General features: G+C 67.4%; 22 protein-coding genes. 8 read left to right on the forward strand and 14 right to left on the reverse strand.

The window, feature by feature from the left end; translation table 11 throughout:
* Nucleotides 1-45 precede the first annotated feature (45 nt).
* The 5 genes from glnT to ggh form a co-directional block, all read right to left on the reverse strand.
* The gene (glnT, locus tag ACZ4TW_RS19775) at nucleotides 46-1,407 is read right to left on the reverse strand and encodes a type III glutamate--ammonia ligase (RefSeq protein WP_465545568.1); all 1,362 of its coding nucleotides are present in this window, start codon (nucleotides 1,405-1,407) and stop codon (nucleotides 46-48) included.
* 234 nt (nucleotides 1,408-1,641) lie between these two features.
* Nucleotides 1,642-2,817, reverse strand: a complete 1,176-nt coding sequence (locus ACZ4TW_RS19780; protein ID WP_465545569.1) for an ammonium transporter — start codon at nucleotides 2,815-2,817, stop codon at nucleotides 1,642-1,644.
* Nucleotides 2,814-3,431, reverse strand: coding sequence for a dimethylamine monooxygenase subunit DmmA family protein (locus ACZ4TW_RS19785; RefSeq protein ID WP_465545571.1), 618 nt, complete (start codon nucleotides 3,429-3,431; stop codon nucleotides 2,814-2,816). Before ACZ4TW_RS19785 ends, ACZ4TW_RS19780 begins: the two co-directional genes overlap by 4 nt.
* An 8-nt stretch (nucleotides 3,432-3,439) precedes the next feature.
* The gene (locus ACZ4TW_RS19790; RefSeq protein ID WP_465545573.1) at nucleotides 3,440-3,832 is read right to left on the reverse strand and encodes a cupin domain-containing protein; all 393 of its coding nucleotides are present in this window, start codon (nucleotides 3,830-3,832) and stop codon (nucleotides 3,440-3,442) included.
* 208 nt (nucleotides 3,833-4,040) lie between these two features.
* Nucleotides 4,041-5,384, reverse strand: coding sequence for a glucosylglycerate hydrolase (ggh, locus tag ACZ4TW_RS19795; protein ID WP_465545575.1), 1,344 nt, complete (start codon nucleotides 5,382-5,384; stop codon nucleotides 4,041-4,043).
* A gap of 71 nt (nucleotides 5,385-5,455) precedes the next feature.
* On the opposite strand from ggh, the gene ACZ4TW_RS19800 reads away from it, so the two are divergent.
* Nucleotides 5,456-6,133, forward strand: a complete 678-nt coding sequence (locus ACZ4TW_RS19800; protein WP_465545577.1) for an SDR family oxidoreductase — start codon at nucleotides 5,456-5,458, stop codon at nucleotides 6,131-6,133.
* Nucleotides 6,134-6,144: 11 nt separating this feature from the next.
* On the opposite strand, the gene ACZ4TW_RS19805 is transcribed toward ACZ4TW_RS19800, so the two are convergent.
* Together ACZ4TW_RS19805 and ACZ4TW_RS19810 are read right to left on the reverse strand one after the other, a co-directional pair.
* The gene (locus tag ACZ4TW_RS19805) at nucleotides 6,145-6,537 is read right to left on the reverse strand and encodes a nuclear transport factor 2 family protein (protein WP_465545579.1); all 393 of its coding nucleotides are present in this window, start codon (nucleotides 6,535-6,537) and stop codon (nucleotides 6,145-6,147) included.
* Nucleotides 6,538-6,716: 179 nt separating this feature from the next.
* Entirely contained in the window at nucleotides 6,717-7,913 is a 1,197-nt protein-coding gene (locus ACZ4TW_RS19810) for an acyl-CoA dehydrogenase family protein (RefSeq protein WP_465545580.1), read from the reverse strand.
* 95 nt (nucleotides 7,914-8,008) lie between these two features.
* Between ACZ4TW_RS19810 and ACZ4TW_RS19815 the strand changes: the two genes are divergently transcribed.
* The 3 genes from ACZ4TW_RS19815 to ACZ4TW_RS19825 all read left to right on the forward strand — a co-directional run bounded on the left by ACZ4TW_RS19815 (nucleotide 8,009) and on the right by ACZ4TW_RS19825 (nucleotide 10,246).
* Complete coding sequence (locus ACZ4TW_RS19815; protein ID WP_465545582.1) at nucleotides 8,009-8,866, forward strand: DUF1295 domain-containing protein; 858 nt, start codon at nucleotides 8,009-8,011, stop codon at nucleotides 8,864-8,866.
* A gap of 216 nt (nucleotides 8,867-9,082) precedes the next feature.
* A complete protein-coding gene (locus ACZ4TW_RS19820) occupies nucleotides 9,083-9,832 on the forward strand; it encodes a class II glutamine amidotransferase (RefSeq protein WP_465545584.1) in 750 nt (249 codons plus the stop codon).
* A gap of 60 nt (nucleotides 9,833-9,892) precedes the next feature.
* Nucleotides 9,893-10,246, forward strand: coding sequence for a TfoX/Sxy family protein (locus ACZ4TW_RS19825; RefSeq protein ID WP_465545586.1), 354 nt, complete (start codon nucleotides 9,893-9,895; stop codon nucleotides 10,244-10,246).
* 81 nt (nucleotides 10,247-10,327) lie between these two features.
* On the opposite strand, the gene leuS is transcribed toward ACZ4TW_RS19825, so the two are convergent.
* Nucleotides 10,328-13,171: a leucine--tRNA ligase gene (gene leuS / locus ACZ4TW_RS19830; RefSeq protein WP_465545588.1), complete on the reverse strand. Its 2,844-nt coding sequence runs from the start codon at nucleotides 13,169-13,171 to the stop codon at nucleotides 10,328-10,330.
* A gap of 72 nt (nucleotides 13,172-13,243) precedes the next feature.
* Here leuS and ACZ4TW_RS19835 point away from each other — a divergent pair, with 72 nt between their 5' ends.
* The gene (locus ACZ4TW_RS19835) at nucleotides 13,244-13,753 is read left to right on the forward strand and encodes an SdpI family protein (RefSeq protein ID WP_465545590.1); all 510 of its coding nucleotides are present in this window, start codon (nucleotides 13,244-13,246) and stop codon (nucleotides 13,751-13,753) included.
* Nucleotides 13,754-13,834: 81 nt separating this feature from the next.
* Here ACZ4TW_RS19835 and ACZ4TW_RS19840 read toward each other — a convergent pair whose 3' ends face one another.
* Nucleotides 13,835-14,488 carry a YqgE/AlgH family protein gene (locus ACZ4TW_RS19840; protein WP_465545592.1) on the reverse strand — a complete coding sequence of 218 codons (654 nt, stop codon included), beginning with the start codon at nucleotides 14,486-14,488 and terminating at the stop codon, nucleotides 13,835-13,837.
* A 48-nt stretch (nucleotides 14,489-14,536) separates the two neighbouring features.
* Between ACZ4TW_RS19840 and ACZ4TW_RS19845 the strand changes: the two genes are divergently transcribed.
* Nucleotides 14,537-15,859, forward strand: a complete 1,323-nt coding sequence (locus ACZ4TW_RS19845) for an MFS transporter (RefSeq protein ID WP_465545593.1) — start codon at nucleotides 14,537-14,539, stop codon at nucleotides 15,857-15,859.
* Between the two features lie 135 nt (nucleotides 15,860-15,994).
* On the opposite strand, the gene ACZ4TW_RS19850 is transcribed toward ACZ4TW_RS19845, so the two are convergent.
* A complete protein-coding gene (locus tag ACZ4TW_RS19850) occupies nucleotides 15,995-16,537 on the reverse strand; it encodes a hypothetical protein (RefSeq protein WP_465545595.1) in 543 nt (180 codons plus the stop codon).
* Nucleotides 16,538-16,651: 114 nt separating this feature from the next.
* Here ACZ4TW_RS19850 and ACZ4TW_RS19855 point away from each other — a divergent pair, with 114 nt between their 5' ends.
* The gene (locus ACZ4TW_RS19855; RefSeq protein ID WP_465545597.1) at nucleotides 16,652-17,737 is read left to right on the forward strand and encodes an aminotransferase class V-fold PLP-dependent enzyme; all 1,086 of its coding nucleotides are present in this window, start codon (nucleotides 16,652-16,654) and stop codon (nucleotides 17,735-17,737) included.
* Here the strand turns inward: ACZ4TW_RS19855 and ACZ4TW_RS19860 are convergent, their stop codons facing one another.
* Together ACZ4TW_RS19860 and ACZ4TW_RS19865 are read right to left on the reverse strand one after the other, a co-directional pair.
* Nucleotides 17,738-19,270: a glycerol-3-phosphate dehydrogenase/oxidase gene (locus ACZ4TW_RS19860; protein ID WP_465545598.1), complete on the reverse strand. Its 1,533-nt coding sequence runs from the start codon at nucleotides 19,268-19,270 to the stop codon at nucleotides 17,738-17,740.
* Between the two features lie 10 nt (nucleotides 19,271-19,280).
* A complete protein-coding gene (locus ACZ4TW_RS19865) occupies nucleotides 19,281-19,892 on the reverse strand; it encodes a TetR/AcrR family transcriptional regulator (protein ID WP_465545600.1) in 612 nt (203 codons plus the stop codon).
* A 20-nt stretch (nucleotides 19,893-19,912) separates the two neighbouring features.
* Here ACZ4TW_RS19865 and ACZ4TW_RS19870 point away from each other — a divergent pair, with 20 nt between their 5' ends.
* The gene (locus ACZ4TW_RS19870) at nucleotides 19,913-20,827 is read left to right on the forward strand and encodes a diacylglycerol kinase family protein (protein WP_465545602.1); all 915 of its coding nucleotides are present in this window, start codon (nucleotides 19,913-19,915) and stop codon (nucleotides 20,825-20,827) included.
* A gap of 27 nt (nucleotides 20,828-20,854) precedes the next feature.
* Here ACZ4TW_RS19870 and ACZ4TW_RS19875 read toward each other — a convergent pair whose 3' ends face one another.
* Both ACZ4TW_RS19875 and ACZ4TW_RS19880 read right to left on the reverse strand, forming a co-directional pair.
* Nucleotides 20,855-21,403 (reverse strand): hypothetical protein, encoded by a 549-nt coding sequence (locus ACZ4TW_RS19875; protein WP_465545604.1) that lies wholly within the window; start codon nucleotides 21,401-21,403, stop codon nucleotides 20,855-20,857.
* Between the two features lies 1 nt (nucleotide 21,404).
* A complete protein-coding gene (locus ACZ4TW_RS19880) occupies nucleotides 21,405-25,208 on the reverse strand; it encodes an NACHT and WD repeat domain-containing protein (RefSeq protein ID WP_465545605.1) in 3,804 nt (1,267 codons plus the stop codon).
* Nucleotides 25,209-25,594 lie beyond the last annotated feature (386 nt).

Genomic DNA, 25,594 nt, shown 5'->3' on the forward strand with positions numbered 1-25,594 from the left:
TGTTGGTCCTTTGTTCGTCGGGATGAGGTCGGGTGACAGGCGGGGTCAGCACGCCGTCAGGTAGCTGTCGATCTCCCAGGGGGAGACCGCCGAGTGCCAGGAGAAGAACTCCTCGCGCTTGAGGTGCGAGAAGTACTGCGACACCGACTGCTGGCCCTCGGGCCAGTCCTCGGGCAGCGCGGCGTCGAGGGCGCCGGTGACGACCGGGCTGGCCTCGAGTGCCTCGACCGCGTGAAGCAGGGTCAGCGGCAACGCACCGATATGGTCCGGGCAGGTACCCAGCACGCCCAGATCGAGGCTGCGCTTGATGCCGTCGAGGCCGGCCCCGAGCGCCGTGGCAATGGCCAGGTACGGGTTGGCCGATCCGTCACCGCCGCGCAGTTCGACGCGCTGCTGATCGGGGATGCGGACGTAGTGGGTGCGGTCGTTACCGCCGTAGGTGGGAGTGCGCGGCGCCCAAGACGCGCCGGACCGGACCGCGGTGGCGCCGGTTCGCTTGTAGGAGTTGACCGTTGGGGCCATTACCGCCTGCAGGGCGTTGGCATGCTCGAGGATGCCGCCGACGAATCCGTAGGCGGTGTCGGACAGGCCGAGTCCGCGCTCGTCCTCGTCGAAGCTGCCGGGAAACACCGGATTGCCGGTCGAGGTGAGCGACATGTGCAGATGCAGGCCGGTGCCGGTGCGGTCCGCGAACGGCTTGGGCATGAAAGTGGCGACCATGCCGCGCTCGGCGGCGATCGTCGACAGCAGGTAGCGCAGCGTGACGACGCGGTCGGCGGTGACGAGGGCCTTGTCATAGGCGAAGTTCTGCTCGAACTGTCCGTTGCCGTCCTCGTGATCGTTGGCGTAGTTGCCCCATCCGAGCTGATTCATCGCCGTCGACACCGCGGTCAGGTGGTCATACATGCGGGTCAGGCCGCGGACGTCGTACCAGGGCTGCGACGAGTCGTCGTTGTCGTCGGCGGTGACCAGCGTGCCGTTGGCGTCCTTCTTGAGCAGGAAGTACTCGACCTCGGCACCGACCCACGGCTCGAAGCCGGCGTCGGCGGCCTGCGCGACGAGCGACTTGAGGATGTTGCGCGGCGCGAACGGCCACGGCTTGCCCTCGACATGCGGGTCGCAGTGGACCAGCGCGAGGCCTTCCTTGATGAAGGGCAGCGGGAGGAACGACGACGGGTCCGGGATGGCGATCAGGTCGGGATCCTTGGGCTCCTGACCCATCGCGCCGACCGCGTATCCCGCGAATCCGACGCCGTCGGTGGCGAGTTCGTCGATGGCCTCGACGGGGACGAGCTTGGCGCAGGGCTTGCCGCGGAGGTCCACGAACATGGCCAGGACGAACGCCGTGCCGTGCTTGTCGCACAACTCCGCGAGCGACGGGGTGATGGCTTCGGTTGAGTCGGTCATTGTTTCTCCAAGGGATGGTGCTGGGGTCCAGTATGTCTACTCCGGTGAACCTTTGTCTACTTTAAGTAGACGCCGGGAATGTTTCGATCGTGTTTCGCCAGCGTGAGGTGTTGGTGTCGCGGGTTGAACGGACCGACGGCGACACCACCTCCCGCGGGTGGAAACGGCGACGGGGGCTCACCGATGCGGATCGGTGAGCCCCCGTCGGCCCGGTCGTCGGGTGGATCGTTGACGCTAGGCGGTGCTGGTGGAGACCTGCGGTTCGGCCTCCGAGGCGTGCTTGGCGCTCTTGGAGAGCAGCGCGCTGGTCAACCCGGGAGCATGTCCGACGCCCGCCGCAGGGATCTCGTAGGCGGTCTCGGCGTGGATCGTCGAGTCCAGGCCCTCGATCTCGGTCTCCTCGTCGACGCGCAGACCCATCGTCTTGTCGAGTGCCTTCGCGATGAGGTAGGTCATCACGAACGAGAAGGTGCAGGTGATCACGATGCCCGCCAGTTCCTTCCACAGAATGCTGATGTCACCGCCGAACAGGATGCCCTCGACACCGGCCGGTGCCGACTCCGACGCGAACAGCACGATGCACAGGGTGCCCACGATGCCCCCGACGCCGTGGACGGCGAACGCATCGAGCGAGTCGTCGACCTTCAGGCGTGACTTGAAGCTCAGCATGAACGCCACGACGGCCGCTGCCAGGATCCCGACGCCGAGGGCGCCGAGCGGGGTCATGGTGTTGGCCGCCGGGGTGATGCCGACGAGGCCCGCGACCGCACCGGTGATCAGGCCCAGCGACGTGACGTGACCTTCCCGCAGACGCTCGATGAGGCAGAAGCCGATCATGCCCGCACCCCCGGCGAGCAGCGTGTTGAGGATGACGACCTGGGTGAGGAAACTCGCGCCGAGGGCGCAGCTGCCGTTGAATCCGAACCATCCGAACCACAGGATGCCGCCGCCGAGCAGGGCCAGGGGCACGTTGTTGGGTCGTTCCATCCGACGACGCCGCGCACCCAGCACCAGGGCGAGTGCGAGTGCCGCGACACCGGAGTTCATGTGGACCGCGGTACCGCCGGCGTAATCGTGAATTCCGATGTCGTTCAACAGGAATCCGCCGGTGCCGTCCTCGATGCGCAGGACCGAGATCGAGTACGACGTCGGGTGGGTGCCGTCACCGGTGAGGCTGTAGGCGTTGGCTCCGCTCGGCGTGTGCACGACGAGATGGGAGCCGGCGACGAAGGCCGGTAACGCCGCGCCGTCGACCGCCGCGAGGTGGAAGGTGCGGATGTCCGGGGTCGGACGGTCGATCGCGGTGACGATGAGGGTCATCGTCTCCGGCACGCGCTCGACGGCGGCAGGCGGGGTGTCGGAGGCCGACGGGCCGGCGGCCGGCGTGTCGGCGGAGATGGTGGCGGTCATCCGACACCCTCCCGTTCTGGCTCTGGCGAGTTCGGCTGTGCAGCCGAGATATTCGCGGTCTCGGCGTCGATCATGAAGCCCAGGTAATGGCCGGTCCGACGCGAGACGTGATAGTAGACAAGAAGATTGCGTGCACAGGTGGTGCACTCGACGACGTCGTCGACGGCCGCGATCACCGAGGTGACCTCGCCGCAATGCGCGCACTGCACATCGATCGGGCCGGTACCGCACGGCATGACGGCGAGCTCGTCGTCGTCGAGTCCGGCCCGCACCGCGGTGGCACGCAGGGCGAGGCAGACGCCGACGGGTCCGGCCAGCATCAGCCGGATCCCGACGGTCGCCGCATCGAACGCGGCACGGAGTTGCACGTCGGCCTCGGCCACGGTCTCCGTGACGATCTCCTCCACGGTCAGACCTTGCGCCACCAACTGGGCGGACCAGTCCGCGACCGCATCTGCCGCATCCCGACCCACACCTACGAGCAGGTGACTGCGGCCCAATCCGGCCGTGGGCGCGGGGAGGATGGAGGCTTCGGTGAGTGGCGCCTCGTTCGTGCCGGCACCATCACCGGGCCGCGCCCAGGCCGGAATGCTGGAGTAGGCGAGCTGCTCCATGGTGTGGCTCAGAGGAGCGTGGCGTCGCGCTGGCCGGTGTAGAAGGCCAGGGCGTAGCTGGGGGTGCTCAAGTAGGTCTTGGAGCCCTTCGGGAAGAAGATCGCGTCCTTGGCCTTGGCGACGAGCTTCTGTCCGGTCTCCTTGTTCTCCAGGAGGAACTCGCCCTCCAGGACGACCTTCATCTCGTCGTACTCGTACTCGTAGTACAGCGGGGCGTCGGTCTTCTTCAGCTCGAAGAAGCCGCTGCACATGGGGCTGCCCTGCGGGTTCTCGTAGACGTCGCCGATGTAGCCCTCGGTGCCTGGGTACTCGGCCTCGGGCATGCGCGGCAACGACTTCCAGGCGTCGGGGGTGACCAGGAACTCGGGTGCGGTGGTGGCGGTTTCGGGGGTCGCGGTCATGGTCTCTGCTCCAGGGGAAGGGCGCTCACTCACGGATGCGAGTGGATCACGCCAGTGGACTTTGTCCCCTGTTATGAACCCGGACGTGTGTTACGGACGAGTGACGCGATTGTTTATTGCGGTGAAATCTCATCTTCTCCGGTGAGACGCAAGCTACTGCCCGCTGAGTTCCTCCGCCACGCCACCGTCGTCGTCGTCGACCAGGGCGTCAATCCAGCCAATCCAACACCGACGCCGCCGTCCAACTCTGCTGCATACTGCCCAGCGGTTCACCGGTGAACGGCTCGTAGTACTCGGCGAACGCGCCGTCGGTCGCCTGACGCAGACCCTCCTCGCGCAGGCGGGCGGCACGCTCGGTCCAGCCTCGTCGGGCGAAGGCCCAACTGAACAGCCAGGTCATCACCGGCCAGACCGGCCCGCGCCAGTACTCGCGCGGACGGAAGTCCATCGAGATCGGCGACGTCGACGGCGGGACGGCGTAGCGCAGGTCCGGATGCCCGCAAAAGCGCGGACCCTCGAACAGCCGCAGCAGTGCGCGCTCGCGCTCACGAGAAAGTCCGCCGCAGATCAGCGGAGCGAAACTGGCGATCGTCTCGGTGTTGATCCACGCGTTCGCGCGGAGATCGAAGTCGCGCGCGGCGCCGTTACGGTCATTCGCCGCGGCGACGACGCCGGCCCGGAACCTATCCGACCACGCACGCAGATCGCGGACGTCCGCGCGCGGCTTGGAGTAGTCCTCGCCAATCGTCGCGAGCACGTCACACGCGACGGAGAAGATGGCGGAGACGAAGACGTCCTCCACCGCGAAGTCCATCACCTTCGGGAGCAGATCGTCGTCGTAGTTGGCACGCTTCATCTGCTCGACGAGCCAGATGTAGCGGTCGTACTCGAGGTTCGACGGTCGCATCGAGGCGTCGCCGCCGACATGATCGAGATCGGCCCGCTTGTAGGGCGGAAGGTCTTCTCCGGGAACGACATTCGAGTAGGGGCTGTCCCAGCGCGGCGAGTTGTCCATCCCCGATTCCCACCCGTGGAAGATCGTGATGCGGCCGCGGCCGCTGGGGTCGCGCGCGTGCGCGAGCCAGCGATGCCACCGCATCAACGCACCCCAGCGTCGGTCGATGAACTCGTTGGCCACCGACCGCGTCGTGCGCCCGTGGCGTCGGGAATGATCGAGGATGCGCTGCACCGCGATCGCATGGACCGGCGGCTGGGTGATGCCGGAGGTGTCGGGATAATCGGGCGAGCAGTCCGCCAGGCGCGCGCACTCCCAGCGCGACGGGCCGGGGAAATAGCCGTCGCGGCCATTGGCGAAGACGATGTGCGGGATCATGCCGTTGGACCACTGCGCAGAGAGCAGCGTGTCCATCTCGATCACCGCGCGCTCGACCGAGAGCGGCGCCAGGCCGACGCTGACGAACGCCGCATCCCAGCTCCACATGTGCGGATAGAGACGGGGCGCCGCGCTGGTCATGGTGCCCAGGTCATTGCCCCGCAAAAGGTAGGCGGCGCGGGCCGCCAGCTGCGTCGGGGTGAATCCGTACCTGGCCACACCGAGATTCTGCCTTGCCGACGCCCCGCGCGCCGGTCAACCGACTCACGCCGCCGCGTACCGTGTGTCACGTGCCCACCGCATTGATCACCGGAGCCAGCCGCGGGCTCGGGGCGGAGATCGCCCGGCAACTCGCACCCACCCACGACCTGCTGCTCGGCGGGCGACCGTCCGCCGAGCTCGACGCACTCGCGATGGAGCTCGACGGCGCGAGCACCTTCGCGGTCGAGCTCACCGATCACGACGCCGTCGACGCCGCCACCGAGGTCATCTCGGAGTTGGATGTGCTGGTGCACAGCGCCGGCGTGGGCAGCAGCTTGTCGACGGTGGCCGAGACGCCCGTCGACGAATGGCGGTTCGTGCTGGAGGTCAATCTGATCGCCGCGGCCGAACTGACGCGACAGTTGCTGCCCGCGCTACGAGCGGCGTCGGGCCACGTCCTGTTCATCAACTCGGGCGCGGGGCGTCGGGCGAATCCGGGCTGGGCGCCTTATGCCGCAAGCAAATTCGGCCTGCGGGCACTGGCCGACTCGCTGCGCGCCGAGGAGCCGTCGTTGCGCGTGACGTCGATCTTTCCGGGCCGCATCGACACGGATATGCAGCGCGACCTCATCGCCATCGAGGGTCGCGAGTACGACGCGTCGCAGTTCTTGAAGCCGTCGACGGTTGCGGGTGCGGTGGTGCAGGCGATCGCGACGCCGTCGGACGCCAGCCCCGAGGAGATCGTGCTGCGGCCGACGGGTCGCTGACTCCGTCGTTCCTACAGCTGCTTGAGGTCGCTCGGCTGCCAGACGGCACGCATCGATGAGATCTTGCCTTCGTCGTCGAAGACCATGATGTCGACGGGAGTGATCTCGAAACGCATCCCGCCGGTGCCGGTGACCAGGGTGAACTCGAAGACGGCGGTGTCCCCGGCGATCTTCTTCCACTTCAGCGTCGCGGTGCGCTCCTCCATGCCGGTGATGATCGAGTAGAACTCGATGAGCTGCTCACGGGTGTCGCGGACGTCGGCACCGATCGGATCCTCGACGGTCGCGTCCGCGGCGTAGAGATCGGCGATCTGCTCGGCGGTGCCGGAGGTGAGGTACTCGACGTACGCATCGACGACGGCGTCGATCTTGTCCGTGTCGGGGGCGGCCTGGTCAACGGTCATGGGTGTGCGCCTTTCAAAACTAGAACGTGTTCTAGTTGGAGAGGCTAGCACCCCGCACCGAGCGGGCACAGATTTTCGTCGAGCGGGCACGCTCTGGCCGTGAGTGGGCACAGAAAATAATCGAGTGGGCACAGCCGGGGTCGGCTGTGCCCGCTCGGTGTTGGAGCGTGCCCGCTCGACTACTTGAGGTCCGCGCTCGACTTCCCGAGCACGCGGCGCGCGATGATCAGCTGCTGAATCTGCTGGGTGCCCTCGAAGATGTCGAGGATCTTGGAGTCACGGGCCCACTTCTCGATGAGTTGGGTCTCGGAGTAGCCGGCGGTGGCGCCGACCTCGACGGCCTTGTTGGTCACTTCGGTGACGGTGCGGCCGGCCTTGGCCTTCGACATCGACGCCTCGGCGGAGTTCGGCTGCTTGTTGTCGGCCATCCAGGCGGCGCGCAGAGTGTGCAACCAGGACGCCTCCCAATCGGATTCGAGGCGGATGAACTCGGCGACGGTCGCGTGCTGAGTCGCTGCGGGACGGTCGTAGTCGATCTCGTGGCCGGCCTCTTCGAGCATCCGACGAAGCTCTTCGAGCGCCGCACGCCCGAGCCCGACGGCCATCGCGGCCACCACCGGACGGGTGTTGTCGAAGGTCTGCATGACCCCGCCGAACGCCTTCTTGGTATCGACCTCCGGCGAACCGAGCAGATTCTCCGACGGCACGCGCGCATTCTCGAACCGGATGACGGCGGTGTCGGAGGCCTTGATGCCCAGCTTGTGCTCGAGGCGGGCGACGGTGACGCCGTCGGTGGTCATCGGGACGACGAAACTCTTGATCGCGGCGCGGCCGGCACTCTTGTCGATCGTCGCCCAGACGACGACGTGATCCGCGCGGGAACCCGCGGTCACGAAGATCTTCTCTCCGTTGATCAGGTAGTCGTCGCCGTCTTTCGTGGCAGTGGTGGACACCGCGGCCGAGTCGGAACCGAAGCTCGGCTCGGTGATCGCCATGGCGGCCCAGACGTCGGCGAAACGTTCGAGCTGCTCCTCGTTGGCCACGGCGGCGATCGCGGCATTGCCCAAGCCCTGACCCGGGATCGAGAGGAGGAGGCCCACATCGCCCCAGCTCATCTCGGTGGCGGGGATGATGGCTCGCAGGTTGGCGCCGTTCTTCGACGGCGCGTCGGAGGTCTTCTTCTCACCCTTGTCGGCGGACTTCTCCGCATCACGACGCTGCTTGGCGAGCTTGGCCAGGTCGTCGAGTTCGACGGGGTACTCGTGCTCGGCCTTGTCGTACTTGCGTGAGATGGGCCGGAACATGTGCTCGGCAGCCATGTGGGTGGCTTCGACCGTCGAATCGAAGGAGGACGGGAGCTCAAGGTTGATCGCCATGGCGGTTATCTTACTGCTGAGTAAGATAGTTGCCAACCCCTATGCTCCGTCCCGGACCGGTCATGCGGGTAGACGTGCACCGATACGCTCTGAACATGAGTGCTCTGACCCTCGTTGACGTCGTGGCCGCTGTGACCTGTGCGATGTGCTGGGTCGCGTCGCTGATCACGAAGGACACCTCATGGGTGGATCGCATCTGGTCGATCGTGCCAGTGGTCTACGTGTGGATCTTCGCCAGCTCGGTGATCACCAGCGGCCAGGATTCCGCGCGGTTGATCCTGATGGCAGTCCTGGTCACGCTGTGGGGAATACGGCTCACTTTCAACTTCGCGCGCAAGGGCGGCTACACGGGAACCGAGGACTATCGGTGGGGAATTCTGCGAAACCGGATGTCGCCCGGGCAGTTTCAGCTGTTCAACCTGTTCTTCATCGTTCTCTACCAGAACGCGCTGCTGGTGTTGATCACTCTTCCGGCCTACCTGGCGGCCCAGCATCCCACAGCGCTCACGGTGTGGGACCTGGTGTTCGGTGTGCTGTTCGCGATCTTCCTCATCGGTGAGACGCTCGCCGACCAGGAGCAGTGGAGTTTTCATCAGGCCAAGGCCCGCGCCGGCGGTCACCTGGACCCCGGTTTCGCCACCACCGGCCTCTTCCACGTCAGCCGCCATCCGAACTTCTTCTGCGAGCAGGCCCAGTGGTGGATGATCTACTGCCTGGGCGCGACCGCCGCCGTCGGGTCCGGCCTCGGCGTCATCGGCGGCGCACTGAACTGGACGATCATCGGCGCAGCGCTCCTCACGGTGCTGTTCATCGGCTCGACGAAATTCACCGAGTCGATCACGGCGTCGAAGTATCCCGCCTACGCCGACTACCGACGACGCACGTCCATGCTGATCCCGTGGCCACCGCGCAGCCCGGTGGAACAGGCACGACGATCCGCCACGTCCGGGTAGGACGTGCGCGGCAGGGGCGGCTCGTCGCGAGACGAAACCCTCAGTCCCGCCGTGGTTGACGCCCCAACTCGTTAGCCTCGCACCATGTGCCGATGGCTCGCCTATGCCGGTTCCCCGATACATCTCGAAGACCTTCTCACCCGACCATCGCATTCCCTGGTCGATCAGAGCTTCGAGGCGCGGCAGCTCTATCTACCCGGCGCTCCGATGACGACGATGTTCCGCAACCACACCTGGCCGACGAACGGTGACGGTTTCGGCATCGGCTGGTACGGCGACCGAGAGTTCCCGGGCCAGTACCGAGACATCATGCCCGCCTGGAGCGATCACAATCTGCAGCGCCTGTCCGAGCAGATCTCGTCACCGATGTTCCTGGCCCACGTCCGTGCTGCCCTCGGCGGCACCATCAGCCGTGCCAACTGCCATCCATTCCACTACGGACGATGGCTGTTCCAGTACAACGGGGAGATCGAGGGATTCTCGAAACTCAAGCGGGACTTGACGTTCGACGTCGCCCCCGAGTTGTATCCGTTCATCGAGGGCAACGCCGACACCGAGCTCTGCTTCTACCTTGCCCTGACCTACGGGCTCGACACCGACCCGAAGGGCGCCCTCGCGCGCATGGTCGGCCGGGTGGAGAAGGCACGCACCGACAACGGGGTCGACGACCCGTTCAGCGCCACGATCTGCGCCGCCAACGGGGACGAGATCTATGCCGTGCGCTACTCCAGCAACCGCAAGTCCAACACCCTGTATCACTCGGTGGAGGCGCTGACCCTGTCCGCGGGCGACGGCACCGGGCACATCCAGCTCCCCTCCGACGGGCGCATCATCGTGTCCGAGCCGCTGGAACTCGAGTACCGGGACACCCATTGGGTGGAAGTTCCGGAATGGTCGTTGGTGACACTACGACCCGGCAGCGAGCCGGTCGTCGAGGATTTCGAACCGACCGTCGCGCCGCACTGAACCCAGCGCGCATCAGTCAAACACCCGTCCGAGCCGCCGCACTGGACCTACACTCGGCGAATGGCGTACGACGAGGATCTCGCGTATCGGATTCGGGAGTTGTTGGCAGAGTTGCCAGCGGCTCCCGCAGGCGGCCCGGTCGTCGATGAGAAGTCAATGTTCGGAGGGCTCGCCTTTCTGATCAACGGGCACATGGCAGTGTGCGTGAGCGGCCAGGGCGGACTGATGGTCCGCGTGCCGCGGGAGCACACCGAGGGGTTGGTGGCGCAGCCGCACGCTGCTCCGATGATCATGTCGGGCCGAGAGACCAAGGGTTGGGTACGCGTCGCCGACACCGGCCTCGCCGACGATCAGGATCTACGACGATGGGCTGCGCGAGGCATCGACTACGCGAACGGTTTGCCGCCCAAGTAGCGCCCGCTCGACGCGAGGGTGTGCCCGATCGACGCTGGTGCGTGCCCGCTCGACGCTGGAACGTGCCCGCTCGGTCTCGGGTCAGGGGACGACGTTCACCATCCGGCCCGGAACGACGATGACCTTGCGGGGCTCGCCGTCGAGCAGCGCGACGATCTTCTCGTCGGCGAGGGCAGCCTCGCGGATCGTCGTCTCGTCGGCGTCGGCCGCGACGGTGATGCGCGAGCGCACCTTGCCCTTCACCTGGATCGGGATCTCGATGGAGTCCTCCACGAGCCACTTCTCGTCGGCCTCGGGGAACGGACCGCGCGCCAACAGTTCGTCGTGCCCGAGCCGCGACCACAGCTCCTCTGAAATGTGCGGAGCCAGCGGAGCCAGCATCACCACCACATCCTCGACGACGCCGCGCGGGGCACCGTCGGCGTAGTTCTTGGTGAGATGGTTGGTCAACTCGGTCAGCTTGGCGACCGCGGTGTTGTCTCGCAGCTCCGAATAGTCCTCCCGCACACCGGCAATCGTCTTGTTCAGGAGCTTGAGGGTGTCGTCGGACGGTGTCGCGTCGGTTACCCGCGTCTGCCCGGATTCCTCGTCGACGACGAGGCGCCAGACACGCTGCAGGAATCGCTGCGCACCGACGACGTCCTTCGTCGCCCACGGCCGGGACTGGTCGAGCGGACCCATGAACATCTCGTAGACGCGCAGGGTGTCGGCACCGTAATCGCGACAGATGTCATCGGGCGCAACGGAATTCTTGAGCGACTTGCCCATCTTTCCGTACTCCTGGGTGACCTCTTCACCGTTGTAGAAGAACTTTCCGTCGCGTTCTTCGATCTCCTCCGCGGGTACGTAGACGCCGCGCGCATCGGTGTAGGCGAAGGCCTGAATCATGCCCTGGTTGAACAGCTTTCGGTACGGCTCAACACTCGTGACGTACCCCAGGTCGAAGAGGACCTTGTGCCAGAAGCGCGAGTAGAGCAGGTGCAGCACGGCATGCTCGACGCCGCCGATATAAAGATCGAGGCCGCCGGGATCATGTGCGCCGTGCAGCTGCGGGCGTGGACCCATCCAGTAGGCCTCGTTCGGCTTGGCGCAGAACTCCTCCTCATTGGTCGGGTCGATGTAGCGCAGCTGATACCAGGAACTGCCCGCCCACTGTGGCATGACGTTGGTGTCGCGGCGGTACTTCTTGAGGCCGTCGCCGAGATCGAGTTCCACCTCGACCCAGTCGGTGGCCTTCGCCAACGGCGGCGACGGCTCGCTGTCGGCGTCATTCGGGTCGAAGGAGACGGGTGCGTAGTCCTCCACCTCGGGCAGCTCGACGGGGAGCATCGACTCCGGAAGCGCGTGTGCCACACCATCTTCGTCGTACACGATGGGGAATGGCTCGCCCCAGTAGCGCTGCCGGGCGAACAGCCAGTCGCGCAGCTTGTACTGGATGGTGCCGGTCCCCGCGCCGTCGGCTTCCAGCTTCTCGATGATCGTCGCCTTGGCGTCGTCGACGCTGAGTCCGTCCAGGAAACCGGAGTTCACCAGTGGGCCGTCGCCGGTGTAGGCCTCGGTGCCGATGCCCTGCTCGGAGCCGATGACCTCGCGGATGGGCAGACCGAAGACGGTGGCGAACTCGTAGTCGCGGGAATCGTGGCCCGGGACGGCCATGATGGCGCCGGTGCCGTAGCCCATCAGCACGTAGTCGGCGATGAAGACCGGGATGTGATCGCCGTTGACCGGGTTGGTCGCGAAGGTTCCGGTGAAGACACCGGTCTTCTCCTTGTTCTCCTGGCGTTCGAGGTCGGATTTGGCGGCGATACCCGCGCGGTAGTCCGAAATCGCTTGTGCCGGAGTTAATGCACCGCCGGTCCACCGATCATCGGTGCCCTCTGGCCACACCTCGGCGGTCAGCTGATCGATGAGGGAATGCTCCGGTGCGAGCACCATGTAGGTCGCACCGAACAGCGTGTCGGGACGGGTGGTGAACACATCGATGGTGGCGTCGACGCCGGGCACCGGGAAGCTGACCTGGGCGCCGCGGCTGCGGCCGATCCAGTTGCGCTGCATGGTCTTGACCTTGTCCGGCCAGTCCAGCAGGTCGAGATCATCGAGGAGACGATCCGAGTAGGCGGTGATGCGCATCATCCACTGCCGCAGGCGCTTTCGGAACACCGGGAAGTTTCCGCGGTCGCTGCGGCCGTCGGCGGTGACCTCTTCGTTGGCCAGCACGGTACCCAGGCCCGGGCACCAGTTGACCATCGAATCGCTCTGGTAGACGAGGCGGTGATCGTCGATGATCGTCGTCTTCTCGTCGGCGGCCAGCTCCGCCCACGGACGACCGTCCGGCGTTGCGCGCGAACCGGATTCGAATTCCGCGATCAGTTCGTCGATGTGCCGCGCCCTGCCCTGCTCGGCGTCGAACCAGGCGTTGTAGATCTGCAGGAAGATCCACTGCGTCCAGCGGTAGAACTCGACGTCGGTCGTGGCGACGCGTCGTCGTTCATCGTGGCCCAGGCCGAGGCGTCGGATCTGGCCGAGGTAGCGCTCGATGTTCTGCTCGGTCGTGGTCCGCGGGTGGGTGCCGGTCTGCACGGCGTACTGCTCGGCGGGCAGACCGAACGAGTCGAAGCCCATCGTGTGCAGGACGTTCTTCCCGGTCATCCGCTGATACCGGGCGAAGACGTCGCTCGCGATGAAGCCGAGCGGGTGGCCGACGTGCAGGCCCGCACCCGAGGGGTACGGAAACATGTCCTGGATGAAGAGCTTGTCGCTCGCGTCGGGCCCAGAGCCGTCGAAGGCCGAGAAGTCGCCGGCGAGCGGACCCACCGGGTTGGGCGCCTCATACGCGTGGCGCTCGCTCCAGATCTGCTGCCACCGCTGCTCGATCTCGCCGGCGAGGGAGGCGGTGTAGCGGTGTCCGGGTTCTGCTGAAGTCACTCCACCAGCGTAAATCGTGCGGATCGTCGGGCTGCATCCGGTCGGGGTGTCGATCGGTCGTAAACTGGGTCCGTGACCGTCCTGACCATCGCCGCTGCCGTCGTCGTCTTCGCGCTTGCCGCGATGTGGCTGACCGTCGGCGTGCTCGGGTTGACCGGCAGGTTGCCCGGCAGTCGCTGGTTCGGGGTTCGGTCCGCGGAAACCGTCTACTCAGAGGATGCGTTCCGCATCGCGAATCGCGTCGCCGGCCCGGGACTGATCGGCGCCGGGGTGATCCTCGCGCTGGGCGGGCTGCTCACGCTGGGCGTCGACGGCTGGTGGTCGTGGATCTTTGCGCTGGTTGCGCTGGTCGTGGCGCTGTTCGTCGTCGGCCTGGTCAGCGGGATCGGCATCCGGGCGGCGGAAGCCGCGACCGCCGCTGAATCGTCGGACGCCGGATGCGGATGCTGCGGCGATGATCACGGCGCCGCGTCGTCAACCGACGTTGCAGCTACGGACAGCCCCGCCGACGACTGCGGCGAGAGCAGTTGCGGAGCGTGCACGTTGCGCGGCATGTGCAGCGACGAGAAATCGGTGAAGTAGAGCCCACTCGATGCTGGTGCGCGCCCGCTCGGTGTGAGAACGCGCCCGCTCGGTGTGAGAACGCGCCCGCTCGATGCCTCGTCAGTTCCTCATGACGTCGATGGGGTGGGTGGCGAGGAGTGGGAGGGGCCACGGCTGGCGCCGCAGTACGTCGAACCAGACGTCGACGGTGGGCGGGGCGAGGAGGTCGCGCGGGAGCGCGGAGGCGATGAGCCAGCTGTCCTGATCGAGCTCGGACTCGAGCTGCCCGATGCCCCAGCCGGCGTATCCGGCGAAGATGCGGACGCCTTCGAGGAGTTCGGCGAGCTCGTCGGGATCGCCGTCGAGGTCCACGAGCACGACCCGGCCGTCGACGGGCCGCAACGACATCGACGACGACGCGTCCGCGCCCGGCTTCACGACGCCCAGGCACAGGGCCGCGTCCTGTTTGACCGGACCACCGACGAACACGGCGCGCGGCGAGGCCGCGAGATCGGTCCACTGCGGCAGGAGATTGTGGACCGCGGTCTGACTCATCTGGGTGAGCACGACGCCGAGACTGCCGCTGTCGTTGTGCTCGATCACATAGATCACCGACCGTCGAAACGTCGGTTCGATCAGGTCGGTGGACGCGATGAGCAACGATCCCGCGCGCACCCGATGCCGGCGCTCGCCGGATTCGTCCCACTCGCCATTACCCGCCGAATCCGGATAGGACTCGGGCGTCGGATCCTCTGCGTCGTCACCGCCGGCCACCCGTCAATCATGGCATGCCGATCAGCCGGAGGTCGGTAGTCTGTATGAGTGCCCGCCGCTTCTCTTCACCGCAGTACCGACATCCGTGCGATGTGGGTGGCGCTGAAGGAATCGGACGGCCTCGGACGCCTCCTCGCGGTCCGTTTGATGAGTCAGATCACCGACGGCGTCTTCCAGGCGTCTCTCTTCGGGGCCATCTTCTTCAACCCGGAACGTCATGCGGATCCGCTCGCCGTCGCGGGCGGACTGGCGGTGCTGCTGCTCCCCTATTCGCTCATCGGTCCGTTCGCCGGCGCCCTCCTCGATCACTGGGATCGACGCAGTGTTCTGATGTTCGCCAACGTGATTCGGGCGGCGATGATCGCGATCGTGTCGCTGTCCATCGCAACCGGTGCCCCCGACACCGTGGTCCTCATCGGCGCGCTCGCGGTGACGGGAGCAAGCAGATTCGTGGCCTCAGGTCTGTCCGCAGGGCTGCCACACGTGGCGCCGCACGATCTGATCGTCGGGATCAACGCTGTCTTCACGACCCTCGGTGCGGCCGTACTCGCCGTGGGTGCCGGCTTCGCCTTTTTGCTGCGCGCGATCTTCGGATCGGACAACTCGGGCAGCGCGATCACCGCACTGTCCGGGGTGATCATCGCGTTGCTCGCCGCTGCTCTCGCGCACGGCTTCACGCGATTGCGCCTGGGCCCCGATCATCCCGACGAACCCGGCTCGTCAGCAGTGCATGCCGTCGCCGTCGGACTTCTCCACGGGTTCCGTGCGGTGGCGCACACGCGCAGTGCGGCCGCCGCCCTCTCCGCGATCGGGATGCACCGTCTGGTGTTCGGTCTGAACACGTTGATGGTGCTCGTGCTGAGCCGCAACATCAGTCACGGCGACGGCCTCGCCCTCGTCTCGATCATCGCCGTCTGCACCGCGGCCGGTGCGCTTTTGGCCGCCGTGGTGACCCCGATCGCGGTGGACCGTGTCGGACGGCGGTCGACGATCCTCGGCGCGCTCGCCGTCGGCCTGCTCGCCGAACTGTCACTGCTCACCTTCAACGTCGTGGTGTTCGGGGTCGCGGCCTTTGTGCTCGGCCTGATCGGGCAGATCGCCAAACTGTGCGGCGACGTGGCGATGCAGGTCGACATCGACGACTCCGTCCGCGGCCAGGTCTTCTCCGTGCAGGACGCGGTGTTCAACGTCGCCTATGTGGTGGCCGTGTCCGTCGCCGCGGTCACGGTGGCCCCCGACGGCCGCACGCCCTTCATCCCGATCCTCGGGGTGCTGCTCTACGCCATCGGGATCGTCGTGGTGCGGGTGCTGCACGTCTCGCACCGCGAGGACACCGCCGCGCAGACGCCTCCGGTGCGCAGTTCCCTCTGATCGGGACCGTGTGAACGACCGATATCCCGGTGATGCTGCACGAAACGTCCTGATTCCGGAGGTTTCACGGGCGAAACGGCGCCACACTGCTCAGTTTCAGGACGATTCGTGCAGCACCCCGGCCCCTGGGGTCGCCTAATCGGAGGGTGTCGCCTCCCGGGTGGCGTCGGCGCGGCCATCGCCATCGGAATCGACGATGATCCGGTCGAAGGAGCCGTCACCATCGGAGTCGACGACCAGTTCCCGGCCCTGCGGGGTGGATCGGATCCGCACGTCGGGGCGGGCGTCACCGTCGAGATCGTGGGTGTCGTCAGGCTCCCCTGGTAACCGCCCTGAATCCACCGCATCCCACACCCGCTGGTCCCACAGCCCGCGCCCGGTGTCCCGGTAGATGCGCGGTTCAGCGCCGGTGTCGGCGCTTCCACCGCCGACGCCGCTTCCCTCGTCACCACGTCCCGCGTCGCCTTCCACTTCCACGTCCACATCGAGGATCACGGCGTCCGCGAGCGCGTCGCCGTCGGAGTCCCACATGGCGTCGTCGCGGGAGCCGTCACCGTCGAAGTCCAGGAGCACCGCATCTGGTGTTCCATTCGCGTCGACGTCGACATCGGCGGGCGAGGTCCAAGTGGTGGTGACGCCGTCGCCGGTGCCGAAGAGATACTCGATCAGCGGTTCCATGCATCCTTGGACGCAGCAGCGACTCCTCCGGTTCCATCGGATTCCTGCGCCGCAGGTCAGGCAACCTCCCCTGTCCGGCAGGTGGTGCGCTGGCGTAGGTTGGCCGGTGTGTATGTGAGCGAACTCGGGGAACAATGGCACGCCGCACGCATCCCACCGGCCGTGACGCATCTGGACTCCGCCGCTGCGGCGCGCTCCTCGGATGCGGCCATCAACGCGGTGACAGCTCACCTCTGGCGGGAGTCGGAGGTGGGGTCCTATGTCGCGGCCGACGACGCCGCCGAGGAACTCGCCGCGCACCGTCGCCACCTGGCATCGCTGATCGGACACACCCCTGACGAGGCCTCCTTCCGGGACAGCGCCCGCGCCGCCTTACGTGCGCTGCTGTCGCACTGGTCGTTGCCGGTGGCCTCGACGGTGTGGGTCGCCAAGAACGAGTTCGGTCCCAACCTCGACGAGTTCGAGCGCCGCGGCTACGCCGTGCGGGCCCTCCCCGACGCGGACCTCTACGGTCACGTCGACACCGACGCGCTCGAGAACATGCTGCAGTTCGAGCAGCCCGCGTTCATCCACATCTGCCATGTCGGGTCGATGTCCGGCGCGGTGCAGCCGGTGGCCCGCATCGTGGAGATCGCCCATGCCGCCGGCGTACCGGTCGTCGCCGACATGGCGCAGGCGGTCGGCCACGTCCCGACCGTCACCGGCGCCGACATCGTCTACGGCACCAGCCGCAAGTGGCTGGCCGGGCCGCGCGGTGTCGGATTCATCGCGGTGCGCCGAGATGCGTTGCGCGGTGTGGAGATCGACGACTCGGAGACGTTCATCGCCGGCAGGCTCGGTCTCGGGGTCGCGGTGAGCGAACTCCTCGAGATCGGGCAGCAGAAGGTGTTCCGCGAGTTGGCCCTCATCGGGCGCACCGCCCGGGAACGATTGCACGGTATCGGCAGTTGGGAGGTCATGGAGCCGATCGACGAGCCGTCGGCGATCATCACCCTCGCTCCTCCGCCGGGCTGGGAGACCTCCGATGTCGTGGCCGCCCGTGACGCGCTGCGTAACGTGGGATTGCTTGTGACAGCCGCGGATTCGTGGCGCGCACCCCTGTCCACCGAACAGGCCGTGCTGCGCATCAGCCCGCACCTCGACGTGCGACGCGAGGCTCTCGACCGCCTGGCCCGCGAGATCCGGACGATGGGGTACTGATCACAGCGTCGCGAGCGTCTTCTCGACGATCGCGGTGATCGCCGGCCGCGCGAGGCGGGCGTCGGCCTCCACCAGTCCGATCCGCGTGCGCCGGTGCAGCACATCATCGACGGTGAGTGCGCCCTCGTGGCGGACCGCGAACTCGATCTCCGCACGCGTCACGTCGATCCCATCGGCGATCAGCGACGACGCCTCGCCGGTCCGCGCGTCCCGGAACAGCGCCGCGGTCTCGCTGCCGTAGCGGGCTACCGTCGATGGCGGATACCGGCCGAAGGGTACGTCGCCGACGGCCCCGATCACGGCGAGTTCCGTTGTGACGCACGGCCCGGCATTCAGTTTTCCGACCGTAACGGCCGCGTCGACGGCGTCCTGGGCCATTCGACGGTAGGTGGTGAGCTTGCCGCCGACGACGCTGATCAGTCGATCGGTGACCTGTACGCGGTGGCGGCGTGAGACGTCGGCGAGTGCGCCGTCGGTCGCCATTCCGGCACCGGGGTCGATGAGCGGGCGCAGGCCCGCGAACGTCCCGATGATCTGATCCCGTGAAACGGGTTGTTCCAGTGCGGAATTGATCGTGGTGAGAAGGAAATCGATCTCGGCGTCGTCGGGCTGCGGTACGTCCGGGATGGGGCCGGGCGCGGCGACGTCGGTGACGCCGACGAAGACCCGATCGAGTTGTTCGGGGAGAGCGAAGACGAACCGGGAGATCGAGCCGTCGACGGGTACGGTGAGCGCTCCCGACGGATGACCGAACACGCCGGCGTCGAAGACGAGATGTGTTCCGCGACTGGGACGTATCGCGATGGTCGGGTCGAGGTGATCCGCCCAGACTCCGGTCGCGTTGATGACGGTGCGGGCGGCGACGTCGAACTGCTCGCCGGTCCGGACGTCGGTGAGGAGCGCACCGTCGGGGGTGACCCGCTCGGCACGGGTGTACGTGCAGATCGCGGCACCGAACGCGGCGGCGGTACGCGCGAGCGCGATCACCAGGCGCGCATCGTCGACGAGTTGTCCGTCGGCGCTGGTCACCGCGCCCCGCAATCCCGCTCGCGCGACCGTCGGACAGCGAGTCAGCGTTTCGAGCACCGAGATCCGGGCGGGCCCGGGCAACACCGACGACGGGGTGCGCACCGCCCGGCGAAGCAGATCGCCGGCGCGGAAGCCGGCCCGAATGGCAGAGATCGCCGGACGGGGACCGCGATCGGGCACGACCAGTCGAAGAGGCGAGATGATATGGGGCGCAATGGTTGTCATCAGGTGGTGGCGTTCCAGGGCGCTCTCGTAGGCGATCGGCAGCTGGCCGGTGGCGAGATAGCGGAGTCCACCGTGAACGAGTTTGCTGCTCCACCGCGAGGTCCCGTTGGCGAGATCGGCGGCGTCGACCACCGCTACCCGCAGCCCCCGCGACGCCGCGTCGAGCGCGGCGCCGACACCCGTGATGCCACCGCCGATCACGAGCACATCCAGCGGTTGCCGCGGATCGGCGAGCTCTTCAAGAGCGTGCCGTCGTCGAATGGCGTTGAGAGTACTCACTGTTCGGTCGTCAGCCGCGCGAGAGATCGGGGATGGTCGTCGGGCCGGCGGCCGGATCCAGATAGGAATAGAGCAGCCGGTACACCTCGGGCTTCCATGCGTCGCCGAGCGTCGCGTCGATGATCAGCGCCGAGGACACCGCCGTCTGACAGATCAGCAGCACGACCGAGGCGATGTGGTTGATGTCGCCGGCGCGGATCACCCCTCGATCCTGCGCCCGCCGCAGCCCGTCGGCGATGAGATCCAGCGCGGTGAGCTGCGAGGCGCCGAGGCGTCCGAGGACGTAAGGCGCCATCAGTTGACTCTGCTCGCGCCACAGCATTTCGATGAGTTCGCTCGACCGCAGCGCCTCCACGCCAAGGACGATCCGCGCCACGATGTCGTCGAGGGACGAGCCGTCGAAGCCGTTGGGTCCCAGGCTCGATTGCACGATCTGCACCACCTCGCGGGTGAGCAGCGACCGGATGACCTCGTTGACGTCGGCCCACCGCCGATACACCGTGGGGCGACTGACGCCCGCCTCGCGGGCGATCTGTGCGAGCGTGACCTTACGACCCGTGCGGCGGAGGAGGCACCGCCGGGCAGCGTCGAGAACCTGCTCACCAGGGTCGTAGGTTGCCATTCTGTGGGAGACTGTAACCCATGTCCGTCCGGCACGTCATGGTGCTCGCGAACCCCCAGTCGCGTCACGGCGGCGGCCAGGAGGTCGCCAACGCAGCGGTCGACGCGTTCCGCAGCAGCGGCGTCGACGCGGTGCTGGAGGTCGGCAGCGACGTGTCACACGCGTCGGATCTCGCTCGCGACGCGGCGTCGTCGGGTACCGACGCGCTCGTCGTCTGCGGCGGTGACGGCAGCATCCGCCTGGCCCTGGAGGCCAGCTACGGCAGCGGCACCCCGATCGGGGTCATTCCCGCCGGCTCCGGCAATGACATGGCCCGCAATCTCGGTATCCCCCTTCATGATCCGCTCGCCGCGGTCGAGGTCATCGTGGCCGGGCACACCCGTCGCATGGACATCGGCCGAACAACGTTTCCCGACGGAGACTCGCACCTGTTCACAACCGTTGCCGCCACCGGATTCGACGCCTCGGTGACCGAGCGCGCCAGCCGGATGGGATGGCCGAAAGGGCAATCGAGATACACCCTCGCAGCCCTGCTCGAACTGGTGCGGCTGCGCTCTCGCCACTACCGGATTCGTGTCGACGACGAAACCTGCGAGGAAGATCTCGTCTTCGCGGCGATCGGCAACGCGACGTCGTACGGCGGGGGAATGCAGGTCACGCCGGCGGCATCGATGTTCGACGGCGCCATCAATCTCACCGTGGCGCGGTATCCCGCGCGGCTGCCGCGCACCACCATCGCGCGGCTCTTCCCGACGGTGTTCAGCGGTGCCCACGTACGGCATGCGCTGGTGTCGACGTGGGTGGGCACCGAGGTCGAACTCTATTGCGATCCAACGGCTCTGGTGTCCCTCGACGGCGATCTCGTCGGTCAGCTGCCCGCGGTGTTCGAGGTCATTCCCGACGCGCTCGAGGTGTTCGCGCCGCCTGCGCAGTAGCCGTCGTGACCGGCCGGCCCGTCGTGCTCAGCGCTTCGCGAACGCGATCAGCGCGACACCGGCCGCGATGACCAGTCCACCGAGGCTGCCGAGATAGGCACCCGTGGTGAGCTCCCCGCCATCCGGCGGCAGGAACAGAGTGCTCAGAGCGCCGATCGCGGCTGCTCCGATCACCGCGATCGACCCGCGCTTCCACTCCTCGGTGTACTTGCCGAGCAGCCGCACCACCGCGACGACCGGCGCGACGAGGCCGGCCACCAGCAGCAGCCAGTGCAGTTTGACCGTGGTGAACTCGTAGGCCGGATCGCTGACCGATCCCCATCCGTTCACGGTGACCGATGTGTCGTCGGCGACGACGTTCCAGGCCAGGAAGTAGGACGCGATCACCACGACGGACCCGACGAGCGCGAGGATCGCGCCGATCGAGAACGGCTTGGTGACGTCGGCCGACGCGAACGCCGGCACACCGTGCTGTGCTTCCCCCTGCACTGGAAATCCCTGCAGCGGAACCTGATTCGGGGTCGCACCGTACGGATTGGTCGTGATGTCGGCCGGCGGCGCAACCGTGCCGGGCACCTCAGCACGAGTCGTCGGTCGGCTCGTGTGGGAGCAGCGAATCCTGGAGATCCTCGTGGAGCGGCGGCGAGCTCGTGCAGATCCAGGCCTTGGCGGTGTCGATGTCGGTGGTCTGCCGGTAGAGGGAGCCAGTGCCGTCGCCGGCGACGAGAATCGAGTCCGACGACGACGTGCGCGGTGCGAGCTGGAAGGTGGTGCCCGTCTCGCCGGGGACCAGCAGCGGCTGGATGCCCAGCGCATCGTACCAGCCGTCGGCGGCGAGGGTGAAGGTCAGCAGTTCGTGGGTGCTGGTGCCGACCGTGATCGCGTCGGGGCGGACCGTCAGCGTCGCGGCGTGGACGTCGGCGCGGCGCGCGACCTCGGTGACCTGTCCCTTCCCATCGACACGAAAGGCGGTGAGATCCCGTGAGCCGACGAGGATGTCGCCGTTCTCGGTGAAGCCCACCTGCGACGGCGCGCTCGTGTCGTCGATGACGGCGAGCGGCGTGGTGGCATCGGAGGTGAGGTCGTAGACGTAGGTGTGCGTGTCGTCGGCGCCGACGGCGAGGCGGGTGCCGTCGGGCGAGAAGGCGATGCTCCGGATGAGATCGGTGGGGCCGGTCAGGGGAGCCGAGCGCGGCCTGGGTTGGGCGGGGTTGCTCGTGTCCCACAGTTGCACGGTGACATCCGACGCGCCCGCGGCCAGTACGTCGGCGGTCGGGGAGAACGCCACCGAGGACGTGTAGCGGGTGTCGGTGGCGATGTCGGTGGCGAGTCTGGGGCGGGCGCGGTCGGCGGTATCCCACAGCTGGACGAGGCCACCGTTGTTGTTCGCCGTGGCGATCTGGGTCCCGCCGGCGTTGACGGCCACGCTTGGACGGTCATTGACCCTGCGCTGCAACGGAATTCGGCTGCGGTCCGCGAGCTTCCCGTCCTGAGCGGTCCACACGGTCAGCGCGGCGTCGGTGCCGGCGGTGGCCACCACCTGCCCGGTCTTCGACGCCCCGACACTGCTGATCGTCCCGCCCTGCCCGGTGTACACGTCCGGCGGGATGCTCCACACATCGAGTGCGCCGTCGTCACGGCCGACGAACAGGTGCGAGCCGTCGGGACTGAAGGTGCCCGCGAAGGTACGCAGCGTGCCGTCGACGGGGGTATTGCCCAGGGACCACAGGGGAAGTGCATCGCTCGGGTTCACCGTGTTCCACACGACGACGCTTCCGTCCGAGCGGGCCGACGCGAGCCGCGCGCCGTCGGGGCTGTAGGTCAGCGACCAGGATCCGCCGATGGTGTTCGGGAGTGCGGAGTTGCGGGCGACCGGGCTCGACGGGTCGGACACATCCCAGATCTGGGCGTTGGCGGAGTCCCCGGTGATCGCCAGGTCGCGGCCGTCGGGACTGAAGGCGACGGCGTGCGTGATGGACGGGAATCCGGTGAGGGTGGGGCCGGCGGGCGTCACGTCGTCGGGGGTGGCGGTGTTCCACAGGTGAACCACCTGATCGTCACCGCCGCTGGCCAGTACCTTCCCGTCGGGGCGGTAGGAGAGTGTGCGGACGGCGCTCGAGTGGGCGCGGACGACGGCGGCGGGCCGTGGATCGACGGCGGTGCCGACGCGGTAGACGGTGAGCGATCCGTCGTCGGCACTGGTCGCCAATTGTGTTCCGTCAGGCGAGAATCGGGCCATGTAGACGGTCCGACCGTCGCCGGGACGGAGTGTCGCGGTGGCCTTCGGTGCGGCCGGGTCGGACATGTCCCAGACGCGGACGGTGCCGTCGCCGCTCGCCGCGGCGAGCAACGGTTTGGTGGGGTGGAAACTGACCGCGGTGACGTAGTTGCCGAAGCCGCGCAGGGTCGCGACGGTCCGGTAGGACGCGGCGTCGTCCGACGATGCCCATAGCCGGACGCTGCGGTCGCCGCTGGCCGTGGCGACCGTGCTGCCGTCGGCGGAGACGGCGACGTCGTAGATGGGGCCGTCGTGGCCGGTAGCGGTGGTGGCCAGCGGCGTGCTCGCGGCGCCGAGGATGCGTTCGGACACGGACTCGTCGTCGGGATAGAGCTTGTGGGCGGCGAGCAACAGGCGTGCGGCGACGGTGGGGTTGGTGGTGCGGAGGCTGTCGATGTGCGACATCAGCGCGGCGTGCTCGGCGTTGTTGCGCTGCTGGGTCAGATCGTGTGCCTGGCGGAGACTGATGACGGCGGCGATGGTCGAGATCACCGCGAGGATGACGACGAGCCCGATGGCACCCGTGCGCACCATCCGGTTGCCGCGACGCTGTTCGACGGCCGCCTCGAGGAAGGCTTCGTTGTCGGCGGTGAGCAGGTGCCGGTAATGCTCGCCGACGGCGCTGCGTTGGAAGAGCGCCATTTCCAACCGCGAGCCGGTGTAGAGGAACGACTTGTGCTTGCCGTTGCCGGCCCAGGCGGCGGTATCGATGTCGAGTTGCTGACGCCAGAGATGGTTCTCCATGTCCGCGCCGATCCACGACTCGAGTCGCGGCCATGCGGTGAGCACGACGTCGTGGATGAGCATGATCGCGTCCTGCGAGACCGTCAGCAGCCGGGCCTGGGCGAAGACGTCGATGATCTCGTGAACACGTTCGGGGAAGCGGCCGTCGATGGTGGCCGGGTCCAGCGCGGTGCGCAGCGCGACACCCGACGGCCCGACGTGGACGAGCGCCATCAACAGCGAGCGGGCGAGATCGTGATCGTCGGGATCGACCGCGGCCCACGCGGCCTCCGCGGTATCGGCGACGGCGCGGGCGATGCCGCCGGAGGCGCGGTAGGCGGAGATCGTCATGCGGTTGCCCGAGCGCCGGCTCCACGTCACCTGCAACACGTGGGCGAGCAGCGGCAGCCGGCCGGCGCGATCACCCACACCCGACGCCGCGTGCAGGTCTGCGATGAGGACGTCGGCGAGCCCCGACTCGATGCGCCCGCCGGCCACCTTCACCGGTCCGGTGATCGCCTCACGCAATTGGGCGTCGGTCATCTCGGTGACGATGACGCAGCGGCGCTGCCAGGCGCGGGCGAGGGTGGGGAACTCGACGCAGTGGCCGAAGAAGTCCGCGCGCACACCCACCACCACGACGCCGTCGCGGGCGAGCTCCTCGAGCTGGCCGATGACGTGGCGGACCGCGTCGTCGGAGTTGGTGAAGACGTCCTCGAACTGATCGATGACGACGATCTGTGCGGTTGTGGTTGTGTCGGCGGGAGGCTCGTCGTCGAAGTGGAGACCGTCGGCGTCGATGACGGCGGGACGCGGCGTCGGGACGCCGTCGGCCCGGGCGATCCCGGCGCCGAGCAACGATGATTTTCCGGCGCCGGAGACGCCGGCCACGATGACGATGCGGGGGGCCCCTGACTCGTCGGCGAGCGCCCCGCGGATCACCGCGGCGAGTTCGTTGACGAGGTCGTCGCGGCCGAAGTAGACGGCACGGTCGTCGGCGGTGAGGGAGGCCAATCCGAGGAACGGCCGGTTGGTCGTCTCGACGTCCCGCGACTTGCCCGGGTCGTCGGTGTCGGAGTCGGCGGCGGCCGGGTCCGCGGACCACAGGTCCTTCCACTGCGGGATCGTCAGGACGTTGTCTTCGCCCGCGGAGACGGCGCGCGAGGTCAACCAGACGAGCAGCGGCTGGACGGTGGAGAACTCCTTGGGAAGGTGCCGTCCATTGCGCCAGTCACTGATCCGCTGGCCGGAGACCGGTGCTCCGGCCGCCGCACACGCCGAGGATGCGGCACGCAGCGTGGGACGGCCCGCCTGTATGAACAGGCGTGCCAAAGCCGCCCCGAAGGCAACCTCACGCTTTCCGCTCCCCGATACGGACACCCGATTCAGGGTAATTAACCGCCCTTCACTCGCCCAATTCCCGACGGTGAGTTGAGTCACTCGACTGAGTCCTACGCATGGGTTCCCGGCGGAAACACTCCGGGAAACCGTCGGGGCTTTTCCGGTCCGGAATTTCCAATCTCGCGCTGACCTGTACCTTCACCTCTCTATACGTGAGGGTCGCTGGCTCGGCCGGCGTTTCGCTGGTTTCGTGATGGCAACGCAGCGTTGGCCGCCACGAGTCCGCACCGAACGTGCCTCGGGGTGGCACAGATGTCGGGGGTGTGTGGGCTTGCGACGGCCAACGCTGCGGAGCGGTACGACGGCCCGGCGACGCCGATGACGACCGCGGTCGGCGGCGGCCACAACACGCGCGGACGGTCGGC

It is taken from the genome of Agromyces sp. NPDC029043, from assembly GCF_055564615.1.